Origin of the sequence: Stenotrophomonas forensis (assembly GCF_028752115.1) — a bacterium.
Classification (GTDB): domain Bacteria; phylum Pseudomonadota; class Gammaproteobacteria; order Xanthomonadales; family Xanthomonadaceae; genus Stenotrophomonas; species Stenotrophomonas forensis.
The window spans coordinates 4,602,858-4,627,933 of the sequence record NZ_CP082270.1; the positions used below are offsets into that span (position 1 = coordinate 4,602,858).

Genomic DNA, 25,076 nt, shown 5'->3' on the forward strand with positions numbered 1-25,076 from the left:
GTCTTAATCCCCTCCGTCCCCGTTTTGCCGGCCAGCGGCCGGCACTACCGGTCAGCCGATCACGCGCTTGAACGGCGGCAGCGCGTCGATGATGCGTTTGCCGTAGCGGCGGGTCAGCAGCCGCGAATCGAGAATGACCACGCGGCCGGTGTCGGTGGAAGTGCGGATCAGGCGGCCGGCGAACTGGGTCAGCGTGCGCAGCGCGTGCGGAATCGCGATCAGGTTGAACGCGTTGAGCCCACGCCCTTCGAACCACTCGCTGAGCGTGGCGGTCTGCGGGTCGGTCGGCACCGCGAACGGCACCTGGGTGATCACCACCGTGGTACAGGCTTCGCCGGGCAGGTCGAGGCCCTCGCCGAACGAGTTCAGGCCGAACAGCACCGAGCCCTCGCCCGCCGCGACGCGGCGCAGGTGTTCGTCGATCAGCCGGGTCTTGGACATATCGCCCTGCACCAGCACCTGCTTGCGGCGCGCGGCCGGCATCAGGCCGGCCACCTTCTCCATCTTCCAGCGCGAGGTGAACAGCACCATCGAGCCCTTGGCCCAGTCCAGCTCGGTGTCGAGGTAACGCGCCACTTCGCGCGGGTGGCCCTCGCGGTCGTCCGGCGTGACCGGGAACCTGGGCACGATCAGCTCGGCCTGGTTGGGCAGGTCGAACGGCGAGGACAGCGAGACCATCTCGGCCTCTTCGGGAATACCGTTGTCGATCGCCAGCGACTGGAAATCGCCGCCGCCGGTCAGCGTCGCCGAGGTCATCACCACCGAATCCACTTCGTCCCACAGCAGCTTGCGCAGCACGTGCGCGGCCGACACCGGCGAGCCGTGCAGCACCAGGTCGCCGTCGCGGGTGGCGGTGACCCAGCGCGCCATCGGCGGCGCGCCGTCCTTGTCCTCGCGGCGCCACGCCTGCCAGAGGTTGTACTGCTGCTCGATCATTTCCAGCGCCATGCCCAGGTTGCGCTGCAGGCGCTCGCGCGCGGCATCGTCCGGCTTGCCCTTGGCCACCTGCGCGGTGGCCGCATGCGCCCAGTTGTAGAGGCTGCGGGTATCGTCGGCCAGCGCTTCGATCGGCTCGCGCCAGGCCTCGGGCAGGCGACCGTTGGCGGCGCGCCACATCGGTTCCTCGTCGGCCGGCGCCGGCATCCACACCCGTTCGATGTGGTCACGGAAGGCACGCAGCTGCTTGGCCACGTTGCTGGCCACCTCGATCGCTTCGTTGGGCAGCAGGTTGCCGAGGCGGTCCTTGTCGACCGCGCGGTAGGCGCCGGCAATCAGGATCTGCAGGCGGCCGGTGCGCTTGGCCATCTCGTCCAGCGCCAGGCTGGCCGCGCCCTGGTCGATCGCCACGTTGCCGATGTGATGGCCTTCGTCCAGCACCAGCAGCATGTCCGACGGCGCCGCGATCAGCGGTTGGCCATTGTCGCTGTCGCCAATCGACAACGCCGACAGCAGCAGCGCGTGATTGGTCACCACGATCTGTGCGTCGCGCACCGTATTGCGCGAACGCAGCACCGCGCACTGCGCCGAATAGGCGCAGCGGCGCCCGGCGCAGCCCGAGGCCGGCGTGGTGATGCGGCTGCGCAGGCCGGGGCTGATGGTTTCCGGCGCGTTGTCGATGTCGCCATCCCAGCTGCCGCCGGTGAAGGCATCGGTCAGGCGCTTGGCGATGTCCATCTCGATCGGCGCCAGCGGCCGGTCGAACAGCGGCGCGTCATCCTCGAACATGCCGCCCTGCGAGCCCTCGCCCTGTGCCTCGGCGGCATTGCGCGTGCACAGGTAGCGGGTACGGCCCTTGGCCAGCGCCACCGTCGCTTCCAGGCCGGTGGCCTTGAGGAAATTCGGGATATCACGCTCGACCAGCTGCGACTGCAGGGCCACGGTGCCGGTGCTGATCACCAGCTTCTTCTTGCTGGCCAGCGCGATCGGCACGCCCGCGGTGAGGTAGCCCAGGCTCTTGCCGACGCCGGTCGGCGCCTCGACCACGCCGACGCCACCGCTTTTCGACAGCGCACGCGACACCACGCCGATCATCTGGCTCTGCGAGCGGCGGGTGGAGAAGCCGGGGGTATTGGCCTGCAGCGTCGTGTACGCCTTGCGGATCGCGTCCTTCAAGGGGTCATCGAGCGTGCGCGGAGCGGCGACGGTTTCGGTCACGCCGGGAAGTACCGTGGCTGGATCAGGCCGGTCATTGTCGCATGGCCGGCCACGTCCGCCGCCGCTGGCACCCTGAACGGGGCAGCGACGACGCCGGGCAGCGGGATGAACACGCCGGGCGCTACAGGCGACGGCCCAGGGCCGTCACCGGGGTGTCACTGCACCGGGTTGCCGCGCAGCCGCAGCAGGCGCACCAGCGCCCATACCAGCAGCACCACGCCGATGGCCTCGACCAACGCCAGCGCGAAGTGCAGCACGCCGAGCACGGCGCCCATGCCCGACACGGCACCAAAGTTGCCACTGCTGACCAGCCACATCGGCAGGATGCCGGCGGCCAGGCCGCCCAGGCAGGACAGCAGCAACAGCAGCAGGCCGACCAGCGCGCCGGTACGGGTGGCATCGCGCGGCGCGCCGACCACCCAGACCAGGCCCACGCACAGTGCGATCAGCACCGGCAGGCGTACGCCGACCATGCTCAGTACGGTCACCAGCAAGGCGGTGCTGTCCATGGTTCAGTCCTCGCCGGCCAGCACGGCGGCACCCTGACGCAGCGACTGGTAGACCTCGTCGGTCTGCGGGCGCACGCCGTGCCACTGCAGGAAGCTCTCGGCGGCCTGTTCGACCAGCATGCCGAGGCCATCGACGGTATTGCGGCAGTTCGCCGCGCGCGCCCAGGCCAGGAAGGCGATGGCGGCCTCGCCGTAGTTCAGGTCGACGGCCGTCGTCATCGAATTAACCAGCGACAGCGGCAGCTTGAACTCGACATTGCGGTCGCGACCGGCCGAGGTGGCGTTGACGATCAGCTCGAAGTCGCCGAGGTCGCGCAGGTCTTCCCAGTAGCGGCTGATCGCGCGGCCCGGTTCGCCCATCGCATCGATCAGTTCATCGGCGCGTTCCGGCGTGCGGTTGACCACCACCAGCTCGGTGATGCCGGCATCGAGCAGCGCCGGGGCGACGCTGCGTGCGGAGCCACCGGCACCGATCAGCAGCATGCGGCGGCCACGCAGGTCCAGGCCGTGGCGGTCGGTCAGGTCGCGCACCAGGCCGATGCCATCGGTGGTGTCACCGTGCCAGCGGTCGCCCTTGCGCAGCAGGGTGTTGACCGAGCCGGCGCGGCGCGCCCGTGCGGTCAGCGTGGTGCACACCGAGAACGCGGTTTCCTTGTGCGGCAGGGTGACATTGGCGCCGACACCGCCTTCCGCGGCAAACGCCTCCAGGCCGGCCAGGAACGCATCCGGGGCCAGGTCGATCGCGCGGTAATCCACCGCGATGCCTTCCTGGCGACCGAACGTCGCATGGATCTGCGGCGACTTCGAGTGGGCAACGGGGTGTCCGAAGACGGCGTAACGGTCGGTCATGGAATCCTCAAGCTGGCTAGACTGATGCTCTTTCGTGCACGGACCCGGATGATGCGCATCACCCCGCCCCTGCTGGTGCTCGCCGCCAGTCTACTCTCTGCCCCCGTGGCGATGGCGTTGAACGAGTACGGCATCGAAGGCATGGGCGTGGTCTCGACCCGCGCCGACGAGGGCCGCGCCACGATCAGTGCCGATGGCCAGCGCATCGTTTTCGCCCGCCGCAGCGAGTCCGGCTGGGGCTTGTGGGAGGCGCGCGTGGCCGATGGCCGCTGGCAGCAGGCGCAGCCCCTGCCGGTGGGCGTGGCCGGTGAGGCCCGCGATCCCTACTTCAGCCGCGATGGGCGCTGGCTGCTGTTCGCGGCCGGCCGCGACGGCAAGCTGGCGCTGTACCGCGCCGCGTTGGCCGCCGACGGCCAGCTGGGCCCGGCGCAGCCGCTGGCCGGTGACGGCGGGCGCCAGGAAGAGCGCGGGCCGGCCCTGAGCGCGGATGGCCAGCGCCTGCTGTTTGCCCGCCAGCAGGGACGTGGCGCAGGCTGGGACCTGTTCGTGGCGCCGCTGGATGCGCAGGGTGTGCGTGGCCGGGCCACCGCGCTGGACGCATTGAACAGCGCCGAGGACGAGACCGATGGTGACTGGCTGGGCCATGACGGCGCGGTGGTGTTCAGCCGTGGCAGCGGCGCGACCGCGCAGGTCTGGAGCAGCGGCTGCGCGTGGAGCGGCGTGGCGCTGCAGCCGCTCGGACTGTCGTTCAACCAGCCCGGCGGCTGGACCGGCGCGCCAGTGATCGACAACGCCAAGCCGGGCGAGATGCTGGTCGCCAGCAGCGCGGCCAAGGCGCCGCGTGCCGGCGGCGTGGATGTATACCGGTTGGCGGTGCCGAAGGTGGCGGCGGTGCCCGGGTGCGTGCAGTAGATCCACGCCATGCGTGGATGGCCGTCTGGTAGATGCCAACCTTGGTTGGCATGCAGGAAGGTGCCAACCAAGGTTGGCACCCAGCGTGGATGATCGATTGGTAGGTGCCGACCTTGGTCGGCACAGAAGCAAAACCGCCAACCAAGGTTGGCCACTACCAGAGCATCGCCGTCAGCGCGACAACACCCTGGCGCGCTGCTGCTCGTACTCGACCTCGCTCAGCTGGCCGTTGTCCTTGCGCTGGTTCAACGCGGCCAGTTCGGCCTGCACGCTGTCCGGCAGGGCCTGCTCACGGGCCACGTGGCGGGCAGCCGACAGCTGCTCCGGCGGGCGCTTGCCAGCCCGCCAGGCCGCGATGAAGACACCGACAATGATGGCGCCGAACACCAGCGTACCGATGCCCCAGATCAGCCATTGCATCCATCCCAGTTCGGGTCCCATCGCGCTTTCCTCCGTCTATCGTCGCGCCATTGTCAGCGCTCGCGCAGCCATCGCGCCACCTGCGGCGCGAAATAGGTCAGCACACCATCGGCACCGGCCCGCTTGAAGCCCAGCAGCGATTCCATCACGCAGGCGCGCTCGTCCAGCCAGCCGTTGGCGAAGGCGGCCTTCATCATCGCGTACTCGCCGCTGACCTGGTAAGCGAAGGTCGGCACGCCGAACGTCTCTTTGACCCGGCGTACCAGGTCCAGGTAGGGCATGCCCGGCTTGACCATCACCATGTCGGCGCCCTCTTCCAGGTCCAGCGCGATTTCGCGCAGGGCTTCGTCGCCGTTGGCCGGGTCCATCTGGTAGGTCTTCTTGTCGGCCTTGCCGAGGCTGGCCGCGCTGCCCACCGCATCACGGAACGGGCCGTAGAACGCCGAAGCATACTTGGCCGAATAGGCCATGATGCGCACGTTGATGTGGTTGCTGGCATCCAGCCCGCGGCGGATCGCACCGATGCGGCCGTCCATCATGTCCGACGGCGAGACGATGTCCGCACCGGCCTCGGCATGCGACACCGACTGCTTGACCAGTGCGTCGACGGTGATGTCGTTCAGCACATAGCCCTTGTCATCGATGATGCCGTCCTGGCCATGCGTGGTGTACGGGTCCAGCGCCACGTCGGTCATCACCCCCAGTTCCGGGAAACGCGACTTCAGCGCGCGGATCGCCCGCTGCGCCAGGCCGTCCTCGGCCCACGCCGCCGACGCGTCCAGCGACTTCAGCGACGGGTCGATCACCGGGAACAGGTCGATCACCGGAATGCCCAGTTCCAGCGCTTCCTCGGCCACCTTCAGCAGTTCTTCGATCGACAGCCGCTCCACGCCCGGCATCGACGGCACCGCAGTGCGGCCGGCAAGCTCGTGCACGAACACCGGGTAGATCAGGTCGTCGGTGGTCAGCGTGTTCTCGCGCATCAGGCGGCGCGAGAACTCGTCATGGCGCATGCGGCGCGGGCGGTAAAGCGGGTGGGACATGGCAGGCTCCGAGGAGTGGCTATTGCAACAGGTAGCCCTGCGGCAGCAGGGGTTCGGGCAAGGGGCGTTCGCCGAGCGCGTCGAGCTGGTCGATCTCGATCGTGCGCACCAGCGCGTCCAGCGGCAGGTCGTTCGGCTCCAGGCCGAACGGGTCTTCCATTTCCTCGCCCAGCTGGTCCAGGCCGAAGAAGGCGTAAGCCAGCACCGCCGACAATACTGGCGTACCCCAGCCCAGCGAACTGGCCAGGCCGAACGGCAGCAGCACGCAGAACATCCACGCGCAGCGGTGCAGCAGCAGGGTGTAGGCGAACGGCAGTGGTGTGGTGAGGATGCGCTCGCAGCCGGCCTGGATCGACGACATCGCGTGCAGGCGCTCCTCCAGCTGGGCGTAGAGGATCGGGTCGAGGTCACCGGCGCGCAGGGCCTGGGCCAGTTCGGCGGCGATCATCGACAGCAGCGCGTCAGGCACGTTCTCACGCTGGCCGAGCTGTTCACGCTGGCGCTTGTCCAGCCACGGCAGGGCCATCAGGGCCACGATGCGCCCGCGCAGGCGCCCGGCCAGGGCATGGGCGAAGGCCGTGGTGACATAGGCGATGCGGCGGCGACGGCCATGGTCATCGGCCAGCAGCAGATTGACCTGGCGGGCCAGCGAACGCGATTCAAAGACCAGCTGGCCCCACAGCTTGCGGCCTTCCCACCAGCGGTCATAGCAGGCGCTGTTGCGGAAGCTGAGGAAGATCGACAGCACCAGGCCGAGCAGGGTGAACGGCGTGACCGAAACGCGCTCGATGCCGGTCGGTGGCGCCAGTTCCACCACCGCGGCCACGGCAATGGACAGAACCAGGATGGCCAGCACTTTGGGGGCGATCGCTTTGACGATCGAACCGCGCAGGATGTAGAGCAGTTGCCAGCCGTGGGGACGGGGTCGGATGATCATGGGGCAGCCGCGCCGGGCGCGGATTCACAGGCACGCGGGGGGCTCGCGCAGCCATTCATTGTACGCCCCTGCCCGGCTGTGGGCCGTGTGCCTGCGACGCCCTGTCGCACCCGGGGACGGGCTCAGATCACGCCGCCGCCCAGGCCGAGGCGCAGGATGCCGACCACCACCACGATGCCGTTCAGGACCAGTCCGGCCCAGGCCCGGCCGCGCTTGCTCGGGTGGGTGAACAGGATGCCCAGCGCGGCGATCACCGCGCCGACGGCAGCGAACGGGATCAGGAACCAGTTGCCCCAGCCCAGCAGCGGAATCAGCGCCAGGATCATCCACAACAGCGCCAGTACGCCCCACAACAGACTGATCACACCCATGCCGCTCTCCCGCCGTTGGTTCCTGGGCCCACCATAGACGTTCCCGCCGCTGCCGCCTACTGCCATTGGCGGGGCTGTCACCAGGGCCGTGCTAGCGTTCGGTGGAGCGTGCCCTGGCCCGGGTGTTGGCCCCGATTCAGAGTGGCCCGCCGATGATCGCAACCAGTCCTGCAGGGGTGATGCCATGAACATTCGTTGGGCCGCGTTGGCGGCCATGCTGCTGGCCGCCGCCGGTTGTGCCAGTACGTCCAAGGTGATGCTGGGCCGTGCCCGCGCGCCGATCGACCCGGCCCAGGTGCAGATCTATTCGACGCCGCCGGCCGGCTCCCAGGAAATCGCGCAGCTGGAATCGGCATCCGCGGTGGGCTTCGGCACCCAGGGCCAGACCGATGCCGCCGTGGCACGCCTGAAGCGCGAGGCTGCGGCGCTGGGTGCCAATGGTGTGGTGCTGGTGGGCGTGGGCAGCAGCGGTTCGCCGGTGGGCATGTCGGTGGGCGCCGGTACGTTCGGCTCGCATGTCGGTGGCGGCGTCGGCATCGGCATTCCGACCACGCAGAAGCGCGCCGCCGGTGTCGCGATCTGGGTACCGAATCCGCAGCCGCCGGCACGGCTGCCGACGCAGGTGATCACGCCTCCGCCGCCGCAGCGGTGACCTTCCCGGGTCAGCGCCGGTAGTGCCGGCCGCTGGCCGGCAACCTCAGGAATGCTTCCTGCGCCAAGGGAATGCCGGCCAGCGGCCGGCACTACCCCTGCAACAGACGACGCATCGTTCTGGTAGGTGCCAACCTTGGTTGGCACGAAACCCACGGCGCCGACCAAGGTCGGCATCTACAGACGGCGATTGCCGGGCAGTGGCCGGCATTACCCGGCGATGCTCAGCGCTTGTACTTCGGCACGAACACCTTGTTCACCGCGTCGGCCAGCTGGTCCGGCGGCAGCAGGCCCTGGTCGAGCAGGAAGTTGTTGAACGCCAGGCGGTCGAACTTCGCGCCCAGCGCCAGTTCGGTCTGCATGCGCAGCTCCAGGATCCGGGTATATCCATAGAAATAGCTGCCGGCCTGGCCCGGCATGCGCACCATGTAGCGATCCAGTTCCTGGGTGGCCATCGCCTTGGATAGGCCGACCTGCTCCATCAGCACGCGCTCGCCGTTGGCACGGTCGGTCAGGCCGAGGTTGAGCATCGGGTCAAGCATCGCGCGTGCGGCGCGCAGCAGGCGGAACTGCAGCGCGATCATCTGCCCGTCCAGCGGCTCGTACGGCACCATCTCGGCTTCCGCGTACAGCGCCCAGCCTTCCACGTTCACCGAATTGAACGCGAACATGGTGCGCGCCAGCGAGATGCCGCGCTCGACCATCGCGGTGAACTGCAGCTCGTGGCCCGGGCGGCCTTCATGCGCACTCAGCGTCCATGCCGCTGCCCCGAAGTTGAAGTCGTCGTACTGCGCGCCCGGGCCCGCGGCCGGGTTGCCCAGCGGCAGCACGAAGGTGCCCTGCTGCCCGGTGTTGTTGACCAGCGGTGCCGGCAGGAAGTGCGGGGCCGGGCTGGCCGCGCTCTCGGCGGCCGAGCCCAGGCGCATCTGCATCGCGCGCTTGGGCACGTCGACGATGGCGTGCTCGCGGATCAGCGGATCGATCGCATCGATCACCTTGCGGTAATGGCCTTCCAGATGATCGTCAGCGATCTTGTCGGCCTTCAGCGCGCGGATCACCGCCACCGGGTCACTCGGATCGGCCACCTTCAGGCCCTTGTCCTTCACCACCAGCGGCGCCAGCTGCTGCATCGCCGAGCGGGTTTCCATGAACTCCAGCTGCGCACGCTGCATCAGCAGCTTCGGGTCGATGTCGATGCCGACCTGCTTGAGCTGGTAGGCGTACAGCGGCGCCGGCAGGCGCGCGTCGGCACGTGCCTTCGGCAGCACCTCGGTGCGGGTCCAGGCCGCATAGTCCTTCATCTGCCCGGCCAGGGTCTTCATCGCCTCGTCGGCACCGGCGATCTGGTACTTCTTCAGCAGCGACTCGATGCCGGTGATGTAGGTCTCGACGTTGTCCAGCGACTGCTGCACTTCGATCTTCGTCGGCTGCAGCAGCGTGCTGTCCTTCAGCCGCTCTTCGTAGCGCTGGCGCGCCAGCGTAGTGAAGGCGGTGCCACCCGGCTGCAGGCCGGCATAGGCCTTGAGGCGGTCGACCGCCTTGGCCCGGCGCTCGGCCGGCACCTGGTCGGACAACAGCAGGTTGAGGCCGCTGAACACCGTCTGCGGCGCATCACTCCACGGCAGCAGGTACTTCTCGTTGAGCTCGCTGCCTTCGATGTTCTGGCTGGCGGCATGGATCATGATCTCCAGGTCCTGGCGGACGTTGGGATCCTGCTCGGTGGCCAGCTTCGCCTTCAGTTCGTCGCGTGCCTTGGCCATCGCGGCGCGGTAGCGCTTGCCGTTGTCGGGGCCCAGGTCGGCCACCTTGTCGTCGTAGCCGGGCACGCCGAAGAAGCCGGTTTCTTCCGGCTGGAACGGCCCCTGCGCATCCAGCAGGATCTGCGCCAGCGCATTGCTGCGGGCGACCCAGGCCGGGCTGGCCGGGGTGGTGGCCTTGGCGGCGGGTGCGGCCAAGGCCGGCGGTGCGGACAGCAGCGGGGCGGCAGTCAGGGCCAGGGCAACGGCCAACGCGATCGGCTTCATGGTGCACTCCAGGACAGGGTTGCCCGCACCCTACGCGTTCAGGGCCATGGCGACAATCGGCCGGAGGTCACAATGCGGCGGTCAGCGGGCACTCGCCACGATCACGGCAGGCCTGCAGCTCGCATTCGTGCGCGGCTTCATCATCATCCAGCGCGGTCAGGTCGAAGGTCTGCTTGTCCTCGGCCAGCACGTACATCACCGGGTAATCCCACACGTCATCGCTGCGGGTGCCCTTCACGAACAACCGGCCGTGCGCGTGCGGCCCTTCCAGCGAGACGGTCAGGCCGACATCACGCTGGCCGTTGATCGCGGTCTGCATGCTGCCCAGCGGCATCGACCCGGCACGCAGCGGCTCGCCGAACGCGTCCACCAGCTCGATGCTGCAGCCGGCGCGGCGCAGTGCTTCGCGCATCGGCGGGCTCTCGCGCGCCGCCTCGCTCCAACCCAGCACGCTCCAGGCCACCACGCCACCGACCGTGCCCAGCACCAGCACCACGGTCAACGGCATCGCCCAGCGCCAGTGGCGGCACCACCAGCCAGCAGATCGCTGCTGATGAGCGGGAATCGGCGGTGGCAGGGTCATCGGCGGGCTCCTTCCCGGCTGTGGTTCAGGGTTTCAGGCAACGTCCCAGGAAGGCTTCGGCCACGCGGTAGCGATGCAGCGCATCGGCACCGGACAGGCCATGCTTGGCGCCCGGGTAGGTCATCAGTTCGAACGGCTGGGCACGCTTCTGCAGCGCGCTCATCAGGCTGGTCGAGTTGGTGAACAGCACGTTGTCGTCCGCCATGCCGTGGATCAGCAGCAGCGGCGAACGCAGGCCCTCGATATGGGTCAGTACGCGCGCTTCGCGGTAGCCCGCTTCATTGCGCGCCGGCAGGTCCATGTAGCGTTCGGTGTAGTGGCTGTCGTACAGGCCCCAATCGGTGACCGGCGCACCGGCCACGCCGCAGGCGTACTGGTTCGATGCCTTGGCCAGCAGCATCAGGGTCATGTAGCCGCCGTTGGACCAGCCCTGCACGCCGATGCGTGCCGGGTCGACCCACGGCTGCTGCTTCAGCCACGCCACGCCGCGCAGCTGGTCGGTCACTTCCACCGTGCCCTGCTTGCCGTACAGCGCGCCGCCGAAGTCACGGCCACGACGCGGGGTGCCGCGGTTGTCCAGCGAGAACACCACGTAGCCCTGCTGGGCCAGATACTGGTTGAACAGGTGATCACCGCGGCCGGGCCAGCTGTCGGTGACGGTCTGGCTGGCCGGGCCACCATAGACGTACACCGCCACCGGGTAGCGCTTGGACGGATCGAAACCGGCCGGCTTGATCAGGCTGTAGTTGAGCGGCGTCTTGCCATCAGCGGCGGTGAGCGTGCCGAACTCGATCGGGCGCTGCGCGTCACGGTAACGCGCATACGGGTGCTTGGGATCGGCCAGGTCGTTCTCGAGCAGGGTGGCGATCTTCTCGCCATTGGCACGGAACAGCTCGATCTGCGGTGGCGTGCTGCTGTTGGACCAGCTGTCGACATAGACACTGGCGTTGCGGGCGAAGCTCGCACTGTGCATGCCCGGCGCCTTCGACAGCCGCTGCGGCTCGCCGCCCTGCAGCGACACCGCGTAGATCTGGCTTTCGCGCGAGGTCTCGATGCCGGCGCGGAAGTAGGCCTTGCCGGCTTTCTCATCGACCGCCAGCAGTTCGTCCACCGGCCAGTTGCCACGGGTCAGCGCGGTGGCTTTGCCCTTGCTGTCGATGCGGTACAGGTGCTGGAAGCCGGTGCGTTCGGACGACCACAGCAGGCTGCCGTCTTCCAGGAAGCGCAGGCTGTTGTGCAGCGGCACCCAGGTCGGGCTGGTCTCGTGGGCGAGCACGCGCTGGCGGTTGGAATCGAGTGCCACTTCCACCAGGTCCAGCTGCTTCTGGTCACGCGACTGGCGCTGGAAGCTCAGGTGCTGCGCATTGCGCCAGTCGACGCGGGCCAGGTAGATGTCCTGTTCCTTGCCCAGGTCGACCCAGCGCGGTTGTGCGTCGGCGGCCGGCGCGATCACGCCCAGCTGCACGCGCACGTTCGCGTCGCCCGCGGCCGGATAGCGCTGCTCGATCACGTCGGTACGGTCGGCATAGACCTCGTAGCGCTTCTGCACCGGTACCGGCGACTCGTCGATGCGCGCGAAGGCGATGGCCGAATCGTCCGGCGCCCACCAGTAACCGGTGTGGCGGTCCATCTCTTCATCAGCGACGAATTCGGCCACGCCGTTGCCGATCGTGGTGCTGCCGTCGCGGGTCAGCTGCAGCTGCTTGCCGCTGGCCAGGTCGATCACCCACAGGTTGCGGCCGCGGATGAAGCTGACGAAACCGCCCTTGGGCGACAGCTTGGCGTCGGTGGCGAAGCCCTCGCCGTGGGTCAGCTGGCGAACCGCGGCCTGGCCCTGCTGCTTCAGGTCATAGAGATACAGTTCGCCGCCGAGCGGGAACAGCAGGCGCTGCGCGTCCGGCGACCACTGGTAATCGACGATGCCGGTCATCGCGGCGATGCGCTGGCGCTCGCGGCGGGCCTTCTCCTCATCGCTGAGGGTCTCGGTGCCGGGCAGCACCACCTTGGAGTCGACCAGCAGGCGGGTCTGGCCGCTGCCGATGTCGTAGGTCCACAGGTCCAGCTGGTTGCGGTCGCTGTCCTTGCCGCGCAGGAAGCTGACCTGCGACCCGTCCGGCGCCACCTTGGGCTTCATCAGGGTCGGGCCGGACAACGGCAGCGGGCCGGTGATGGCTTCCAGGGTCAGCTTTTCAGCGTGGGCGGCGGTACTGGTGGCGAGCATGAGGGCGAGCGAAGCGAACAGGTGGCGCATGGAGTATCCCGGCAAACGACAGGTCCGCTGCGCGCGGTGGGCACGCGGCGGTCGTCCCCCATCCTAACCAAGCCCGTGCAGGAAGACAGCATGACCTTTTGCCCATACGGAGTGCCGACGAGTGCCGACCAACGGTCGGCACCCACCACCAGTAGATCCACGCCATGCGTGGATGACGCCGTCCCGGGTCAACGCTGGCCGAACAGGTGCCTGCGCTCTTCGTCGCTGAGCGGCTTGCCGACGTTCGGGTTCACCTGCTGGCGCAGGGCGTAGGCGCGCTGGGTGGCCGGTCGCGCAGCGATGGCCTCATGCCAGCGCTTCAGGTTCGGGAACGCGGCAAAATCGACCGGGATCCTGTCGTAGGCGCCGATCCACGGGTAGCTGGCCATGTCGGCGATGGTGTACTCATCACCGGCCAGGAAGGCGTGCTGGGCCAGGCGCTTGTCCATCACCCCGTGCAGGCGGCGCACTTCGTTGTCATAGCGCTCGATGGCATACGGGATCTTCTCCGGCGCGTACACATTGAAGTGACCCATCTGGCCGCTCATCGGGCCCAGCCCGGCCATCTGCCAGAACAGCCATTCCAGGGTGGTGACGCGGCCGCGCGGGTCGCTGGGCAGGAACTGGCCGGTCTTCTCGGCCAGGTACAGCAGGATTGCGCCGGACTCGAACACGCTCTGCGGGGCACCGCCATCGGCTGGGGCCTGGTCGACGATGGCCGGCATCTTGTTGTTGGGCGAAATGGCGAGGAATTCCGGCTTGAACTGGTCGCCCGAGCCGATGTTGACCGGGTGGATGCGGTACTGCAGGCCGGTTTCCTCCAGCAGCAGGGTCACTTTGTGGCCGTTCGGGGTTGGCCAGTAATACAGGTCGATCATGGCGGCGGCTCGGGGTGCGGAAAGGAACCTGGAGTCTAGTGCGAGAGTTGGGTTGGCACCGTCATGGCGGGTCGGTAACCTCGCGGCTCCCCCGAAACGCACTGTCCTGCATGAGCCACAGTCCTCGTCCCCTGTCCCCGTTGTCCTCGCTGATCTTCGCCTCGCGCTGGCTGCAGCTGCCGCTGTACCTGGGCCTGATCCTTGCCCAGTGCGTCTACGTATTCCTGTTCGGCAAGGAGCTCTGGCACCTGCTGTCCCACTCCGTCTCGATGGGCGAACAGCAGATCATGCTGATCGTGCTGGGCCTGATCGACGTGGTGATGATCTCCAACCTGCTGGTGATGGTGATCGTTGGCGGCTACGAGACCTTCGTTTCGCGGCTGCGCCTGGAAGGCCACCCGGACCAGCCGGAGTGGCTGAGCCACGTCAACGCCAGCGTGCTGAAGGTGAAGCTGGCGATGGCGATCATCGGCATCTCCTCGATCCACCTGCTGAAGACCTTCATCGCCACCAGCGCGCTGAAGGGCCTGCCGCTGTGCAAGCCGGAACAATGGGCCGCCGCGGTGTCGTCGGCTTCGACCAGCTTCTACAGCGCTGGCGTCGAGACCTGCACGACGATGACCCAGGAAGGCGTGCTCTGGCAGACCATCATCCACTGCGTGTTCATCCTGTCGGCGATCGGCATCGCCTGGACCGACAAGCTGATGTCCAACAGCCACAGCAAGCCACACGACAAGGCGCACGACCACTGAGGTCGGCGCCGGCAGCGGCCTGACCGCCGTTGCCTGTCCCGGCCACCGCCCCTTGTACGCGGCGGTGGCCGGAATGCTAGATTGCACCCTCGCCGTTGCCGGCGGTGGCGTCGGGAAACGTCACCCAGCCGCGCCCGGACCGCAGGTCCCGGCCATGCATATCAATGATTTACGTCACGTCGTCTTCTAGAGGGGAGCAGGATGTCGCACGTCTCAATGATCACCGCCGCGCGCCGGTGGCTGCCGGTTGCCCTGGCACTGGCGCTGGCCGCCTGCTCGGGCAAGGAGGAAGCTCCGGCTTCCGCGCCGGACAAGGCACCGGCCGCTGCTGCACCGGCCGCTCCGGTGGTCGCTGCCAAGGTGCAGTCGATGGGTACCGAACAGCTGCGCGAATCGGCCAGCCAGGCGCTGCGCGAGAACCGCATGTACGCGCCGGCCGGTGACAACGCCATCGAGTACTACCTCGCCCTGCGTGACAAGACGCCAGACGACGCCTCGGTGAAGAGTGCGCTGACCGACCTGCTGCCCTACACCCTGATCGCCGCCGAGCAGCATCTGGCGCGCGAGGATTACACCGAGGCGCAGCGCCTGGTGGCATTGATCGAGAAAGTGGATGCGTCCGCGCCGGCCCTGCCGCGCCTGAAGGAAGGCCTGGCCAAGGGCGTGCAGAACGCCGCCAAGCGCACCGAAGCGGAAGCCGAAAAGGCGAAGAAGGACGCCGAGGACCGCAGCAAGCAGCAGACCGAGCAGCAGCGTCTGACCGAGCAACGCGCCAAGGAAGCCGATGCCGCCAAGCAGATTGCCGCGCAGCAGGATGCCGCACGCCGCGACAACGAACGGCAGGAGGCCGAGCGCCAGGCCGCCGCCCGTCGTGAAGCCGAGCAGAAGCAGCAGCAGGCCGCCGCGCAGCAGGCGAGCGCCGCACGCCAGGCTGCGGCCCCGGCTGCACCGACCCTGCGCCCGGTCAGCACGCCGGCGCCGCGTTATCCGGGCGAGGCCCTGCGCTCGGGCACCTCGGGCGAAGTGCTGGTGGAGATCACCGTCGGCACCGACGGCTCGGTGGTGAACGCACGCGTGCTGCGCGCAACGCCGGGCCGCGTGTTCGACCGCGAAGCCCTCAACGCAGTGAAGCGCTGGCGCTTCGAGCCGGTCAGCGCCCCGGTCACCACCCGCCGTACGCTGGTGTTCGCGCCGGGCGGCTGATTGGGCTGTTTTGGCGCTTCTAATTCGGCCAAGTACAAGGAGAGTATATGAGTAACGTGAATAACGAGCATGCTGAGCCGCCACCGACCTATAGAGTGGAGCTTCAGAAGACCTTTGTTGCCATGCTTTTTGCGTTTGTCGCGGCAACAGTCGCACAGCAGCTCGGTGAAATATTGGTCGTAGCCACCAAGGCTTGGAAGCTTGCAAATAGCGCGCCTGAAATGCTGATCGCTGCACGCGGAGATAGCTGGCTGCTTATTGTCGCGACTACCCACGCCTTGCTTGCGTTGACGATGGTTACAGTCAGCTGGTTCTCATGGTCTCGATCGCAAGCCGCCATGCACAAAAGCGACATCGACACCGTCTTCTCCAGGAAGTTTATAATTTTCCTGATTGAGATCTTCTTGGTTACGCTCTATTTTTCGATCTCAAAGTCAGCCGAAACTGATTATGCTGCCTATCTGAAAGATGGATTGACAACTTCCTTTGTCAAAAACCCGTCTGCCAGACCAGAAGCACTCCAGCTACTTTGGGTCTTCATGGTCTTTGCGGCGTGGGACTACCTAGTGGATGTACTGAGGCCTTTCAACTGGAAGAAGTTGAAATTCTCTACTCCATTCCTTCACCTTCGTCGTGTACTGGCGTTCTGTGGAGTTTCCCTATTCTGTGCGTCGATTGCATATCTGATTTCAGCAGCGACGCCAGCTATTGGCGGCAGCCCATCTCAGATTATTTTTGGCGATACCGCACTTATTCTCGCGGTTTTTCTTTTCATTGCAGCCAAGCCATTTGAGCACTTTCTTGCGCGTGGAATGACGAGTGAGATGATTGGCGGGGTAACCGTCCGACAGCAACCGACATCAAACCAGAAACGAAGGTTCTGGATACTTCTTTTCTTAACTCTCGCCTGCGTGGTCATGACGAAGCATTCCCCATGTTTACTCGGATAGTTGGATTGGTAGGCCCCATCCGGGCAGGAAAGAGTACTATTAGTCAAATACTTGTAGATGACTTTGGCTACTCTGCTGCATCAAACTCAGCCCTACTTGGATCAATCCTGGAAGGCATGCAGATAGAGAAAAACCGCTCAAACTTGGGAGCGCTGGGAAATGCACTCTTCGAGGTTCTTGGCAACGATGTTTTAGCTCATTACAGGATTAGAACGCTCGGAGACAGCAAAGTCGTGATTGATGGCATCCGTTACGAGGATGAGATAAAAGCCTACTCATCTATTCCCGGCTTTCTACTTATCGCAGTGGAGTCACACCCAGCCGACCGCCTGCAAAGGATCAATGCGAAGTCAGGCGAAGACAAAGACCCGGGCCACACCAATCTCCAAGCGTTAAGGAGAATGGATGGGGCCAGAAGTGAAGTCCAAGTTCCTCTTCTGATGGAAATGGCACATGTCAGAATACAGAACAACGGCAACTTGGCAGCCCTGCGCGCTAATGTTCATGAAATCATGAAGCCGCGAGCCCCACCAAGGTGATCAATGCTGGCCGATCACCTCTATTATAATGTTCATAACGCGCCCCCCAGTCTCGGCGGCCTTCGAAACAACCCAGTACTCATGGTCTTTGCATAGACCCTCAGGATCAACCAGGGCATTTACGATGAGACCACTCTCCTGAAAAAGGGCTTCAAGTCCGCGCCTAGATTCCTGACTTCGACGATAGATGTTGACGAGAAGCACGCCATTGTCAGAAAGAATTCGCGCCACCTCTTCAACCTGACTCCTGTAGATCTCAAACTGGAATACGAAGACAGCGAGGATAAGATCGATGGATCTGTCTGAAGCGTCGATCCTAAAGATCTCGTTTGAAAACTCCGCCTTACTTCCCTCGCATGTGGCCAGGGCTTCCAAGTCTGCGTCAAGCACCGCATATTTAAAAGGAGCCTCTTCAGCGCGATAGAGTGGGCGCGATCCCGCACCGATCTCCACTACAGCACGAGGCGAAAGATTCATCGTAACGGCACGAAATACCTGCTTCACCCTGCCATTCGGTGTGTCAATTGACGAACTGTGCTTATCCCTGGCGCGGCAGAGACAGATCACCTCGTCCATCGACAGGCGATCTAGCTCTTTGTTTGAGACATAGAATTTGTTCATGAAGCGGTAATAAGGAACGCCCGAAAACTCTTTAACCTCCGGCGGCTCCCCTTCTTCGCCAATCCATACAGGAATTCTTCCTTCAAACAAATAGTAAGACGAACATCCATCTTCGTTATTACAATTCACGCACCCATCCTTAGTTCGAAAGACTGAAGATCAAAATATCCTCACTGGCAACCTTCGCCATCAATCTACGTCTATGACTGAGGATATCGCGCTCTTTTCTCATTTTTAGTGATAATCCTGCATCACCCGCAAGCGCAAGCAACTGCTCCGTAGTTCTTGGTCGAGATGCAGACTCCCCTACAACCAATGCAAGATAACCATCATCGCGGAGAATTCGGCTAGAGGACAGAAAAAAACTCTTCATGTAATCAATGTAACTAGAGTAGCTACTACTGCGAGATCTATTTGATCTTGCGCCTGACTCTCTCGCCCGCAGCGCTTCGAAGTCAGTAAAGCCAAGCTTTCTCCCTGCAAGCTCCGGTATGTCAAACCACAGATATGTAAGCCTTTGGGACTTAACGTAGTCCGCGACACCGAAATACGGCGGAGAAGTGACAATTAAATTCACACTATCTGCTGCACGCTTTCGCATTAACTCGACCGAGTCCCCATTCAGCACTCTTGACCGACGGCGCACCAAAACCCTAGTCACGCTCGAGTCATTCGCGCAGGCCTCGCCAAATGCCGAAATAGAGTTGCGCAGATACTGATTGCAGGAATTTATAAAATTTGTCAGCGCAGGACGATACACAATCTCTTCTGATTTTGGGCGAACATTGTCACACACCCAGCCCCAGTGCCTACCTTGAGAAGATGTACTCTTTAGAACACTCGAGAGCACAGCAAGAAGGCAGTCCTTGATATGTCCATCCGGACGATCAACGACCGAAGACAGCACCGCCAGAATTTCCTGCAGTGTCTCAGGATGATACCACTTGATTAGTTCATCAATGCGGGGATGATCTTTATCGCGCCCCCCCATCAATAGAGCGGTAGCATCTAGCTGGATTTTATTAATCTCCACCTCGAATGCTCTAACAGCTGGAAAATAGAGCTTTGCCGAGGATATCAGACAAGCAACAGGGTTATTATCAATCCCAACATACTTTCGCCCCAGTCGAATTGCCTCAACTCCACTTGTACCAGACCCACAGAAGGGGTCCAACACCGTGTCACCTGGAGAAGTCAAGTGACCGATCAAGGTGCCAGGAATCGCAGACACGTAGGTGGCGGGGTACCAGTGCATAGCGTGGATACCGGTATTTCCTACTGCGGGGAATGACCAGTCCACACCATGCAAGTCTTTAATGATATCCAAGCTCCAACCCCAGCTCCTGAGATTTATACCGCCCCGAGTAGCCTTCAGGGAACGAGACGGAAAAATCATCACTGCCCGACATCGTTGCCACAGCATCGATGGTCTTTTGGCGCCACAACTCACGGTCGCGCTTAGTCATACCTCGCCCAGCCCGCCGAGTCTTAATCAATGCGACCATACAGCTTCTTGATCTTTCTCCAAAACTCACCCTCTCACCATTAGCCAGGTGAATATCAACGCAGCGAGATATCAAGCCATTCTCGTTCCAAATAAACAGGCTATGAAGAGGATCAACAGCCACCCCCATAGCTGTCATTTCCTCCAAAATAGCACTATTGCTTTTCCCGATAGGATTGGTCAACTCCTTGGCCCACACGTAATCCTCCAGAACATATTCACATCCAGATATCAGCTGCCAGGCAAGGCGTTTCGTTTTCGGGTGGTTACGAAGCGCCTCTTCAAACTCTGGCTCAGTCATTCTCCAGTCCTCGGAAGTTATGATCCCCTCTTCGACTGCAGCCCTGGATAAATCCGCCTGTAGCGCATTGTGCGGGATGCACTGCGGGTGTGCAATTATCATTGTATAAATTCGATTTCTAAAATCAGCCCACCGCCCAAGATAATCTTGCCAACCTCGCCCGAATTCTAGCTGAAGATCGTCTCGAACCCGGGACACATTCATAATGTTGTCGACATTTTGCGCGGCCCCCTTCCACCCAAGCATGCAAGCCATTCTATGCACGTTGTCGATATTATCAATATCAACGCCTGCAGAAATGAAATTTCCAACACCTGGCTCAGGACAGACAGCCCTCAGCACATCCAATGGATCAACTCCATGCCTGCGCATTATGTCGACCAATCCGGCCGATTTTCCATGAACAACGTCTCCGTACTTGTTGGACTTTCCATCAAGTCCAAACATGAGATTTTTGAGGCGATGCTCGTGGGAAAATGTCGGATCTTTTGCTTTCAGCTCCGACTCGACAAGATGCCCAAAGGGCGGTATGGCCGCATCGTGCAGCAACGCTGCAGCGACCAGAGACTTTATCGTTCCGTGGTGAAGCATCTTTCCAACAGTTAGGCGGTAAGCAAGATGCGCAACCCCTATCGAATGGGGAAGACGCCTTGACCGACCGAGCTCCTGAATCAGAGGTACATCAAAGTTCATTTGCCTCATGTTGCGAAGGCGATGCACCTCAGGGCTCTCAAGAAGATCTCCGAGAAATCTTGCCATTTCACGGTCATCCACCTGAATGTGACCATGTAGGATGTCGTGAAACTCCATAGCGTTCTCACAGCCTCAGTTGTACCTGTCATTTTAGGGCATCGCGGTACAGTTCGGTCGCTAGTCAGCCGGAGATGGCCAGGCGTTCGTTGTGGTAGCGGCGAACCGCGGCGAACCACAGCACGGCGGCCAGGCCCAGGCTGGCGCCGAGGTAGATCGCCCACACCGAGGGGGTGATGGTCTCGTGGCGGATCACCTTCAGCAACATCTGGTTCTGCGACAGGAACGGCACCGCGTACTGCCACAGCTGGCTTTTCACCGGATAGGCGATCAGCGCGTAACCCGGCAGCATCGGCAACAGCATCAGCCAGGTCATGTGGCTCTGGGCTTCCTTCATGCTCTTGGCCGCAGCGGCCAGGAAGGTCAGCAGCGAGGTGCCGATCAGCAGCATCGGCAGCATCACCAGCAGCATCTGCACCATCGCCATGATGTTCATGTTGAGCTGGCGGCCGATGTTGCCCGGCGCGATCTGGGCACTGACCTTGAACGCGATCAGGGTCAGCAGCAGCGACGCGAAGCCGACCATGCAGGCGGCGGCGATCTTGCCGCTGACGATGGCGCTGCGCGATCCCGGCGTGGCCAGCAGCGGTTCGAGTGACTGCCGCTCGCGCTCGCCGGCGGTGGTGTCCATCACCAGATAGGCACCGCCCAGGAACGAGGTCAAAGTCAGCAGGATCGGCAGCAGTGCCGACAGCATCAGGCCGCGCTTGGCTTCGGCACTGGCCATGTCCTGGCTGGCCATGTCCAGTGGCCGTGCAACCTGGGCGTCGATGCCACGCGCCATCAGCCGCAACGCACCGACCTGGCCGTTGTAGGTGGCCAATGCCGCCTGCAGGCGCGCAGTGGGCACCTCCGCGGCACGCCGCGTGCTGTCACGGATCACCTCCACCAGCGCCGGCTTGCCGTCGGCCCAGTTGCTGCCGAACTCCGGGCTGATGCGCAGCGCCACGTCGATCTCCTGCGAGCGGATGGCCTCGGCCAGATCCTTCGGCGCGGCAGTGGCATTCAGGCCCTGGGCGGCCAGGAAGCGGACCAGGTTCGGCGCGTGTTCAGCACCGATGGTGGGAATCTGCAGCGGCTGCTCGATCTGGGTGCGCACGCGGCTTTCAGACAGCTTGCCCATGCCCAGGATCAGCAGCGGGTACAGCAGCGGGCCGAACAGCAGGGTCAGCGCCAGTGTGCGGCGGTCGCGCGACAGGTCACGCAGCTCCTTGCGCATCACCGTCATCAGGGTCGACATCATGCTCATGCGTGCAGGCCCTCTTCGCTGCCGATCAGTTTCACGAACGCGTCTTCCAGGTTGGATTCGCCGGACTGCGCGCGCAGTTCATCGGCGCTGCCGGCGGCCATCACCGTGCCCTTGGCGATGATCACGATGTGGTCGCACAGCGCGCCCACCTCCTGCATGATGTGGCTGGACAGGATCACGCAGCGGCCCTCCTCGCGCAGGCCCAGCAGGAAGCGGCGCAGCGCGCGCGTGGTCATCACGTCCAGGCCGTTGGTGGGTTCATCGAGGATCACGTTGCGCGGGTCGTGCACCAGCGCGCGGGCGATGGCGGTCTTGGTGCGCTGGCCCTGCGAGAAGCCATCGGTCTGGCGGTCGAGGATGTCACCCATGTCCAGTGCATGCGACAGCACTTCGATGCGTTCGCGGATGCGCTGCGCGGACAGGCCGTGCAGCTCGCCGAAGTAGGCGATGTTCTCGCGCGCGGTCAGGCGCTTGTAGACGCCGCGCGCATCGGGCAGCACGCCAAGATGGCGCCGCACTTCCACCGGGTCGCGGGCGGCGTCGATGCCGTCGACGCTGATGCTGCCCTGGTCGGGTGTCATCAGCGTGTACAGCATGCGCATGGTGGTGGTCTTGCCGGCACCATTGGGGCCGAGCAGGCCGGTGATCTGGCCATCGGCGGCACGGAAACCGACGTTGGACACCGCCTGGATGCGGCCGGTACGGGTGTCGAAGGCCTTGTGCAGGTTGTCGGCGACGATCATGGGGTCCATCCGTTGAACGAGGTGAACGCCGGCACGTAGCTCAGCGTATCCAGGCAGCTGGCATCGAGCGCCTTGGCATCGGTGGTATCGATGAACTGGCCAAGCAGCCGCGGCATGCAGCCGGCGTTGAGCGTGCCATGGCCCTGCCCGCGGGCGACCAGCGCACGGCCATTGGGCAGGCCCTTGAGCACCTGTTCGGCATAGCGCGGCGGGGTGACCGGATCCAGTTCACCGGAGAGCAGCAGCACCGGCAGGTCCGACTTCAGCGGCGCGGTCAGCGCGGCCGGTGCCGGCTGGTGCGGCCACACCGGGCAGGCCGCGAAGAACGCACGTGCCGCTTCGGCACCGAACAGGGCGTCATCGCTCTCTGCCGGGGCCTGGAAGCGCGGCGCATCCTCGCTGCAGATCACCGACCACTGCATGCCACGGTTGATCTGGAAATCCATGCTGCGGGTCGCGCCGCGCACCAGCGAGGCCAGCGGTGCGTATCGGCCCTGCGCCGCTTCATCCAGCACCAGCGGCAGCAGCGAAGAATATTCGGGCACGTAGGAGAATGCGAAGGCCAGACCAACCACGCTGTCCGGAGTCAGCACGTCCTGGCGGGGCGCATTGGTGCCGGGATCGCGGTAATCGACCGTGACCGGCGCACGCCGCAGGGTCTCGGCCACGGCGCGCAGCTGTTCCCGGGTATCGACCGGGAACCGCTTGCTGCAGACGGCATCCTTGCGGCACTGCGCCGACTGCAGGGTGATCGCGTTGTCGAACGTGCGGGCGAACTCGCCGCCGACCACCAGGTCGTTGGGCACCACGCCATCGATGACCAGGCTGCGGGTGTGCTGCGGATAGGCGATCGCGTAGCGCTGGGCGACGCGCGTGCCGTAGGAACCACCGACCAGGTTCAGCCTGTCCACGCCCAGCGCCTGGCGTACGGCGTTCAGATCGGCGATGGCCTCGGCGGTGGTGTAGAAGCGTGCATCGGCGCGCCCCTGCAGCGAGGCTGCGCAGCGCTGCGCGTAATCGCGCAGCGAGGCCTCGGTGGGGGCCGCGTCCTCGTCCATCTGCAGTTCCTTGCCATCCGCGCCGAGGCAGCTGAGCGGGTTGGAACCGCCGGTGCCGCGCTGGTCGATCAGGAACACGTCGCGCTGCTTGCGCACCTGGCGCAGCGCGCTGTCGACGATGACCGCCACTTCGCTGGCGGCCTGCCCGGGGCCACCGGCCAGGAAGAACACCGGATCAGGCTGGCCGGCTCCGCTGCTGCCCGATTCCAGCCAGGCGATGCGCAGGTCGATCTGGCGGCCGCCGGGATGGGCGCGGTCCTCCGGCACCTGCAGGGTGGCGCACTGGGCCTCGACATTGGCGCTGGCACCTTCGGTGGACAGCGTGCAGGGCTGGAAATCGATGGCGCCGAAGCGGCGGCTCGGGGCGTCGCTGGCGCCCTGGGTGTCGGCTGACGGCGGCTGGCTGCAACCGGCAAGCATCAGGCTGGCCAGCATTCCGGCCAGCGCGAGGTGGTGTCTTTGCATCGTGCTCGTTTCCCCTGGAGGACGTTCCTGTCGACCACGACGGGCTGCCGCGGAAGATGTGACCCAACTTACACGGGCACGGCCTCGGCGGCGATGGGAAACGGCGAAATCGCCGCTGCCGGTGCGCAGGCCAGCTGATCGCGCCCGGCGGCCTTGGCCTGGTACAGCGCCGCATCGGCGGCGGCCAGCAGCGTGGACAGGTCTCCCTGGCCTTCGTCCATGGCCAGCCCCACGCTGGCAGTGACCGCAACCGGCCCCGTCGCCAGCACCGCCGGGTGCCGCTGCAGGCGGGTACGGATCATTGCCGCCAGCGTGGCGGCGTCGCTCGACGTGCTGCCCGCCAGCACCAGCACGAATTCCTCTCCCCCATAGCGGCCCAGCAGGTGCGTCTTTCCCTGCGTGCAGTGCTGCAGCACGGCAGAGAAGTGGCGCAGCACCTGGTCACCGGCCAGGTGTCCCCAACGGTCGTTGATCTGCTTGAAGTGGTCGACATCGACCAGCAACAGCGCCAATGGGCGGCCCTGCTGACGGACGCGCTGCAACTGCGCCTGGCCATCGGCCAGTACCGCGCTGCGGTTGAGCAGGCCGGTCAGGCCATCGGTACGCGCCGCGTGCCGCAGGTCGACCAGCATGCGCTCGACCAGCAGCAGCACCATGGCGAAGCAGCGCGCCAGCTCCAGCATCACCCCGGCAATGTAGGTGACGAACATCGGCGAGCCGGTGCGCATGATGTCCTCGCCGGCGTCGGGCGCCACCGGCAGGAACAGGCGCACGGCATACAGCGTGGCTTCGGCCAGGAACACCACCGCCGCCAGCCGGCAGCTGGTGCGTTGCTGCGCGGGCGCATGGCGCAGCAGCAGCCAGGCAATCCAGCCATCGACGATCAGTGCGAACACACTGAACACCTGCAGGCGCATGTGCAGGTCCGGCCAGAGCACCAGGAACGCGAAAATGCAGGCCATGAATGCCGCCGCCATCAGCAGCGGCCGCCACAGCGGCAGTGGCTGCTGCAGATGCAGCGCCACCCCGCGCAGCATCATCAGGCCACAGCCGGCCATCGCTGCATTGCCGGCCAGCACGGCAGGCGCCAGCGGCAGGTAGGGCCGCAGTGCCAGCAGGGTCACCCCCAGCGTCAGCAGCCACAGGCTGATGGTCCACTGCCGCAGTACCGGTTGCCCGCGCAGCACCACCAGCAGCAGCGAGAAGCCCACGGCGATGCCGATGCAGAGCAGGAAGCCAAGCACGGTGATGGTGGGAAAATCCAGGGACATGCGGCGCTCGTCGGCCGGGGCAAGCGCG

Annotated in this window: 24 protein-coding genes; 6 read left to right on the forward strand and 18 right to left on the reverse strand. The window is 64.8% G+C overall.

What is annotated here, in order from left to right:
* Nucleotides 1-51 precede the first annotated feature (51 nt).
* From dinG to aroE, 3 genes are all read right to left on the reverse strand, one after another.
* Nucleotides 52-2,154, reverse strand: a complete 2,103-nt coding sequence (gene dinG / locus K5L94_RS21045) for an ATP-dependent DNA helicase DinG (RefSeq protein WP_164242653.1) — start codon at nucleotides 2,152-2,154, stop codon at nucleotides 52-54.
* A gap of 155 nt (nucleotides 2,155-2,309) precedes the next feature.
* On the reverse strand, nucleotides 2,310-2,663 hold the full coding sequence (locus K5L94_RS21050) for a hypothetical protein (protein ID WP_053451099.1): 354 nt from the start codon (nucleotides 2,661-2,663) through the stop codon (nucleotides 2,310-2,312).
* 3 nt (nucleotides 2,664-2,666) lie between these two features.
* Entirely contained in the window at nucleotides 2,667-3,512 is an 846-nt protein-coding gene (aroE, locus tag K5L94_RS21055) for a shikimate dehydrogenase (protein ID WP_164086454.1), read from the reverse strand.
* A gap of 48 nt (nucleotides 3,513-3,560) precedes the next feature.
* Here aroE and K5L94_RS21060 point away from each other — a divergent pair, with 48 nt between their 5' ends.
* Nucleotides 3,561-4,424, forward strand: a complete 864-nt coding sequence (locus K5L94_RS21060) for a TolB family protein (protein ID WP_274511307.1) — start codon at nucleotides 3,561-3,563, stop codon at nucleotides 4,422-4,424.
* Between the two features lie 171 nt (nucleotides 4,425-4,595).
* Here K5L94_RS21060 and K5L94_RS21065 read toward each other — a convergent pair whose 3' ends face one another.
* The 4 genes from K5L94_RS21065 to K5L94_RS21080 form a co-directional block, all read right to left on the reverse strand.
* Nucleotides 4,596-4,865 carry a gas vesicle protein GvpG gene (locus K5L94_RS21065; RefSeq protein ID WP_040006915.1) on the reverse strand — a complete coding sequence of 90 codons (270 nt, stop codon included), beginning with the start codon at nucleotides 4,863-4,865 and terminating at the stop codon, nucleotides 4,596-4,598.
* Nucleotides 4,866-4,897: 32 nt separating this feature from the next.
* Complete coding sequence (gene hemB / locus K5L94_RS21070; RefSeq protein ID WP_133935866.1) at nucleotides 4,898-5,887, reverse strand: porphobilinogen synthase; 990 nt, start codon at nucleotides 5,885-5,887, stop codon at nucleotides 4,898-4,900.
* 19 nt (nucleotides 5,888-5,906) lie between these two features.
* Nucleotides 5,907-6,824 carry a bestrophin family protein gene (locus K5L94_RS21075; RefSeq protein WP_053451103.1) on the reverse strand — a complete coding sequence of 306 codons (918 nt, stop codon included), beginning with the start codon at nucleotides 6,822-6,824 and terminating at the stop codon, nucleotides 5,907-5,909.
* Between the two features lie 122 nt (nucleotides 6,825-6,946).
* On the reverse strand, nucleotides 6,947-7,195 hold the full coding sequence (locus K5L94_RS21080; RefSeq protein ID WP_006475755.1) for a hypothetical protein: 249 nt from the start codon (nucleotides 7,193-7,195) through the stop codon (nucleotides 6,947-6,949).
* A gap of 184 nt (nucleotides 7,196-7,379) precedes the next feature.
* On the opposite strand from K5L94_RS21080, the gene K5L94_RS21085 reads away from it, so the two are divergent.
* Nucleotides 7,380-7,847, forward strand: coding sequence for a hypothetical protein (locus tag K5L94_RS21085; RefSeq protein ID WP_053451104.1), 468 nt, complete (start codon nucleotides 7,380-7,382; stop codon nucleotides 7,845-7,847).
* Nucleotides 7,848-8,070: 223 nt separating this feature from the next.
* On the opposite strand, the gene K5L94_RS21090 is transcribed toward K5L94_RS21085, so the two are convergent.
* From K5L94_RS21090 to K5L94_RS21105, 4 genes are all read right to left on the reverse strand, one after another.
* Nucleotides 8,071-9,870 (reverse strand): DUF885 domain-containing protein, encoded by a 1,800-nt coding sequence (locus tag K5L94_RS21090; RefSeq protein ID WP_049455985.1) that lies wholly within the window; start codon nucleotides 9,868-9,870, stop codon nucleotides 8,071-8,073.
* A gap of 67 nt (nucleotides 9,871-9,937) precedes the next feature.
* Nucleotides 9,938-10,453: a cytochrome c oxidase assembly factor Coa1 family protein gene (locus K5L94_RS21095; RefSeq protein WP_049455984.1), complete on the reverse strand. Its 516-nt coding sequence runs from the start codon at nucleotides 10,451-10,453 to the stop codon at nucleotides 9,938-9,940.
* 25 nt (nucleotides 10,454-10,478) lie between these two features.
* Nucleotides 10,479-12,704, reverse strand: coding sequence for a S9 family peptidase (locus tag K5L94_RS21100; protein WP_274511308.1), 2,226 nt, complete (start codon nucleotides 12,702-12,704; stop codon nucleotides 10,479-10,481).
* A gap of 188 nt (nucleotides 12,705-12,892) precedes the next feature.
* The gene (locus tag K5L94_RS21105; RefSeq protein WP_274511309.1) at nucleotides 12,893-13,582 is read right to left on the reverse strand and encodes a glutathione binding-like protein; all 690 of its coding nucleotides are present in this window, start codon (nucleotides 13,580-13,582) and stop codon (nucleotides 12,893-12,895) included.
* Nucleotides 13,583-13,692: 110 nt separating this feature from the next.
* Between K5L94_RS21105 and K5L94_RS21110 the strand changes: the two genes are divergently transcribed.
* The 4 genes from K5L94_RS21110 (at nucleotide 13,693) to K5L94_RS21125 (ending at nucleotide 17,026) form a co-directional block, all read left to right on the forward strand.
* Nucleotides 13,693-14,334 (forward strand): TIGR00645 family protein, encoded by a 642-nt coding sequence (locus K5L94_RS21110; RefSeq protein ID WP_053451107.1) that lies wholly within the window; start codon nucleotides 13,693-13,695, stop codon nucleotides 14,332-14,334.
* Between the two features lie 201 nt (nucleotides 14,335-14,535).
* On the forward strand, nucleotides 14,536-15,537 hold the full coding sequence (locus K5L94_RS21115; RefSeq protein WP_006475839.1) for an energy transducer TonB: 1,002 nt from the start codon (nucleotides 14,536-14,538) through the stop codon (nucleotides 15,535-15,537).
* Nucleotides 15,538-15,584: 47 nt separating this feature from the next.
* Complete coding sequence (locus tag K5L94_RS21120) at nucleotides 15,585-16,487, forward strand: hypothetical protein (protein WP_274511310.1); 903 nt, start codon at nucleotides 15,585-15,587, stop codon at nucleotides 16,485-16,487.
* A 116-nt stretch (nucleotides 16,488-16,603) separates the two neighbouring features.
* Nucleotides 16,604-17,026 carry a nucleoside/nucleotide kinase family protein gene (locus tag K5L94_RS21125; protein WP_274511311.1) on the forward strand — a complete coding sequence of 141 codons (423 nt, stop codon included), beginning with the start codon at nucleotides 16,604-16,606 and terminating at the stop codon, nucleotides 17,024-17,026.
* Here K5L94_RS21125 and K5L94_RS21130 read toward each other — a convergent pair whose 3' ends face one another.
* The 7 genes from K5L94_RS21130 to K5L94_RS21160 form a co-directional block, all read right to left on the reverse strand.
* Nucleotides 17,027-17,776: a class I SAM-dependent methyltransferase gene (locus tag K5L94_RS21130; protein WP_274511312.1), complete on the reverse strand. Its 750-nt coding sequence runs from the start codon at nucleotides 17,774-17,776 to the stop codon at nucleotides 17,027-17,029.
* Nucleotides 17,777-17,786: 10 nt separating this feature from the next.
* Nucleotides 17,787-18,974, reverse strand: coding sequence for a DNA methyltransferase (locus K5L94_RS21135; protein ID WP_274511313.1), 1,188 nt, complete (start codon nucleotides 18,972-18,974; stop codon nucleotides 17,787-17,789).
* Nucleotides 18,961-20,226 (reverse strand): HD domain-containing protein, encoded by a 1,266-nt coding sequence (locus tag K5L94_RS21140; RefSeq protein WP_274511314.1) that lies wholly within the window; start codon nucleotides 20,224-20,226, stop codon nucleotides 18,961-18,963. Before K5L94_RS21140 ends, K5L94_RS21135 begins: the two co-directional genes overlap by 14 nt.
* A gap of 100 nt (nucleotides 20,227-20,326) precedes the next feature.
* Nucleotides 20,327-21,511, reverse strand: coding sequence for an ABC transporter permease (locus tag K5L94_RS21145; RefSeq protein WP_053451114.1), 1,185 nt, complete (start codon nucleotides 21,509-21,511; stop codon nucleotides 20,327-20,329).
* Nucleotides 21,508-22,254 carry an ABC transporter ATP-binding protein gene (locus K5L94_RS21150; protein ID WP_040006902.1) on the reverse strand — a complete coding sequence of 249 codons (747 nt, stop codon included), beginning with the start codon at nucleotides 22,252-22,254 and terminating at the stop codon, nucleotides 21,508-21,510. The genes K5L94_RS21145 and K5L94_RS21150 overlap by 4 nt, the downstream gene beginning before the upstream one ends.
* Nucleotides 22,251-23,777 carry an alpha/beta hydrolase gene (locus tag K5L94_RS21155; protein ID WP_274511315.1) on the reverse strand — a complete coding sequence of 509 codons (1,527 nt, stop codon included), beginning with the start codon at nucleotides 23,775-23,777 and terminating at the stop codon, nucleotides 22,251-22,253. The genes K5L94_RS21150 and K5L94_RS21155 overlap by 4 nt, the downstream gene beginning before the upstream one ends.
* A gap of 68 nt (nucleotides 23,778-23,845) precedes the next feature.
* Nucleotides 23,846-25,048 carry a GGDEF domain-containing protein gene (locus tag K5L94_RS21160; protein WP_337999996.1) on the reverse strand — a complete coding sequence of 401 codons (1,203 nt, stop codon included), beginning with the start codon at nucleotides 25,046-25,048 and terminating at the stop codon, nucleotides 23,846-23,848.
* Nucleotides 25,049-25,076 lie beyond the last annotated feature (28 nt).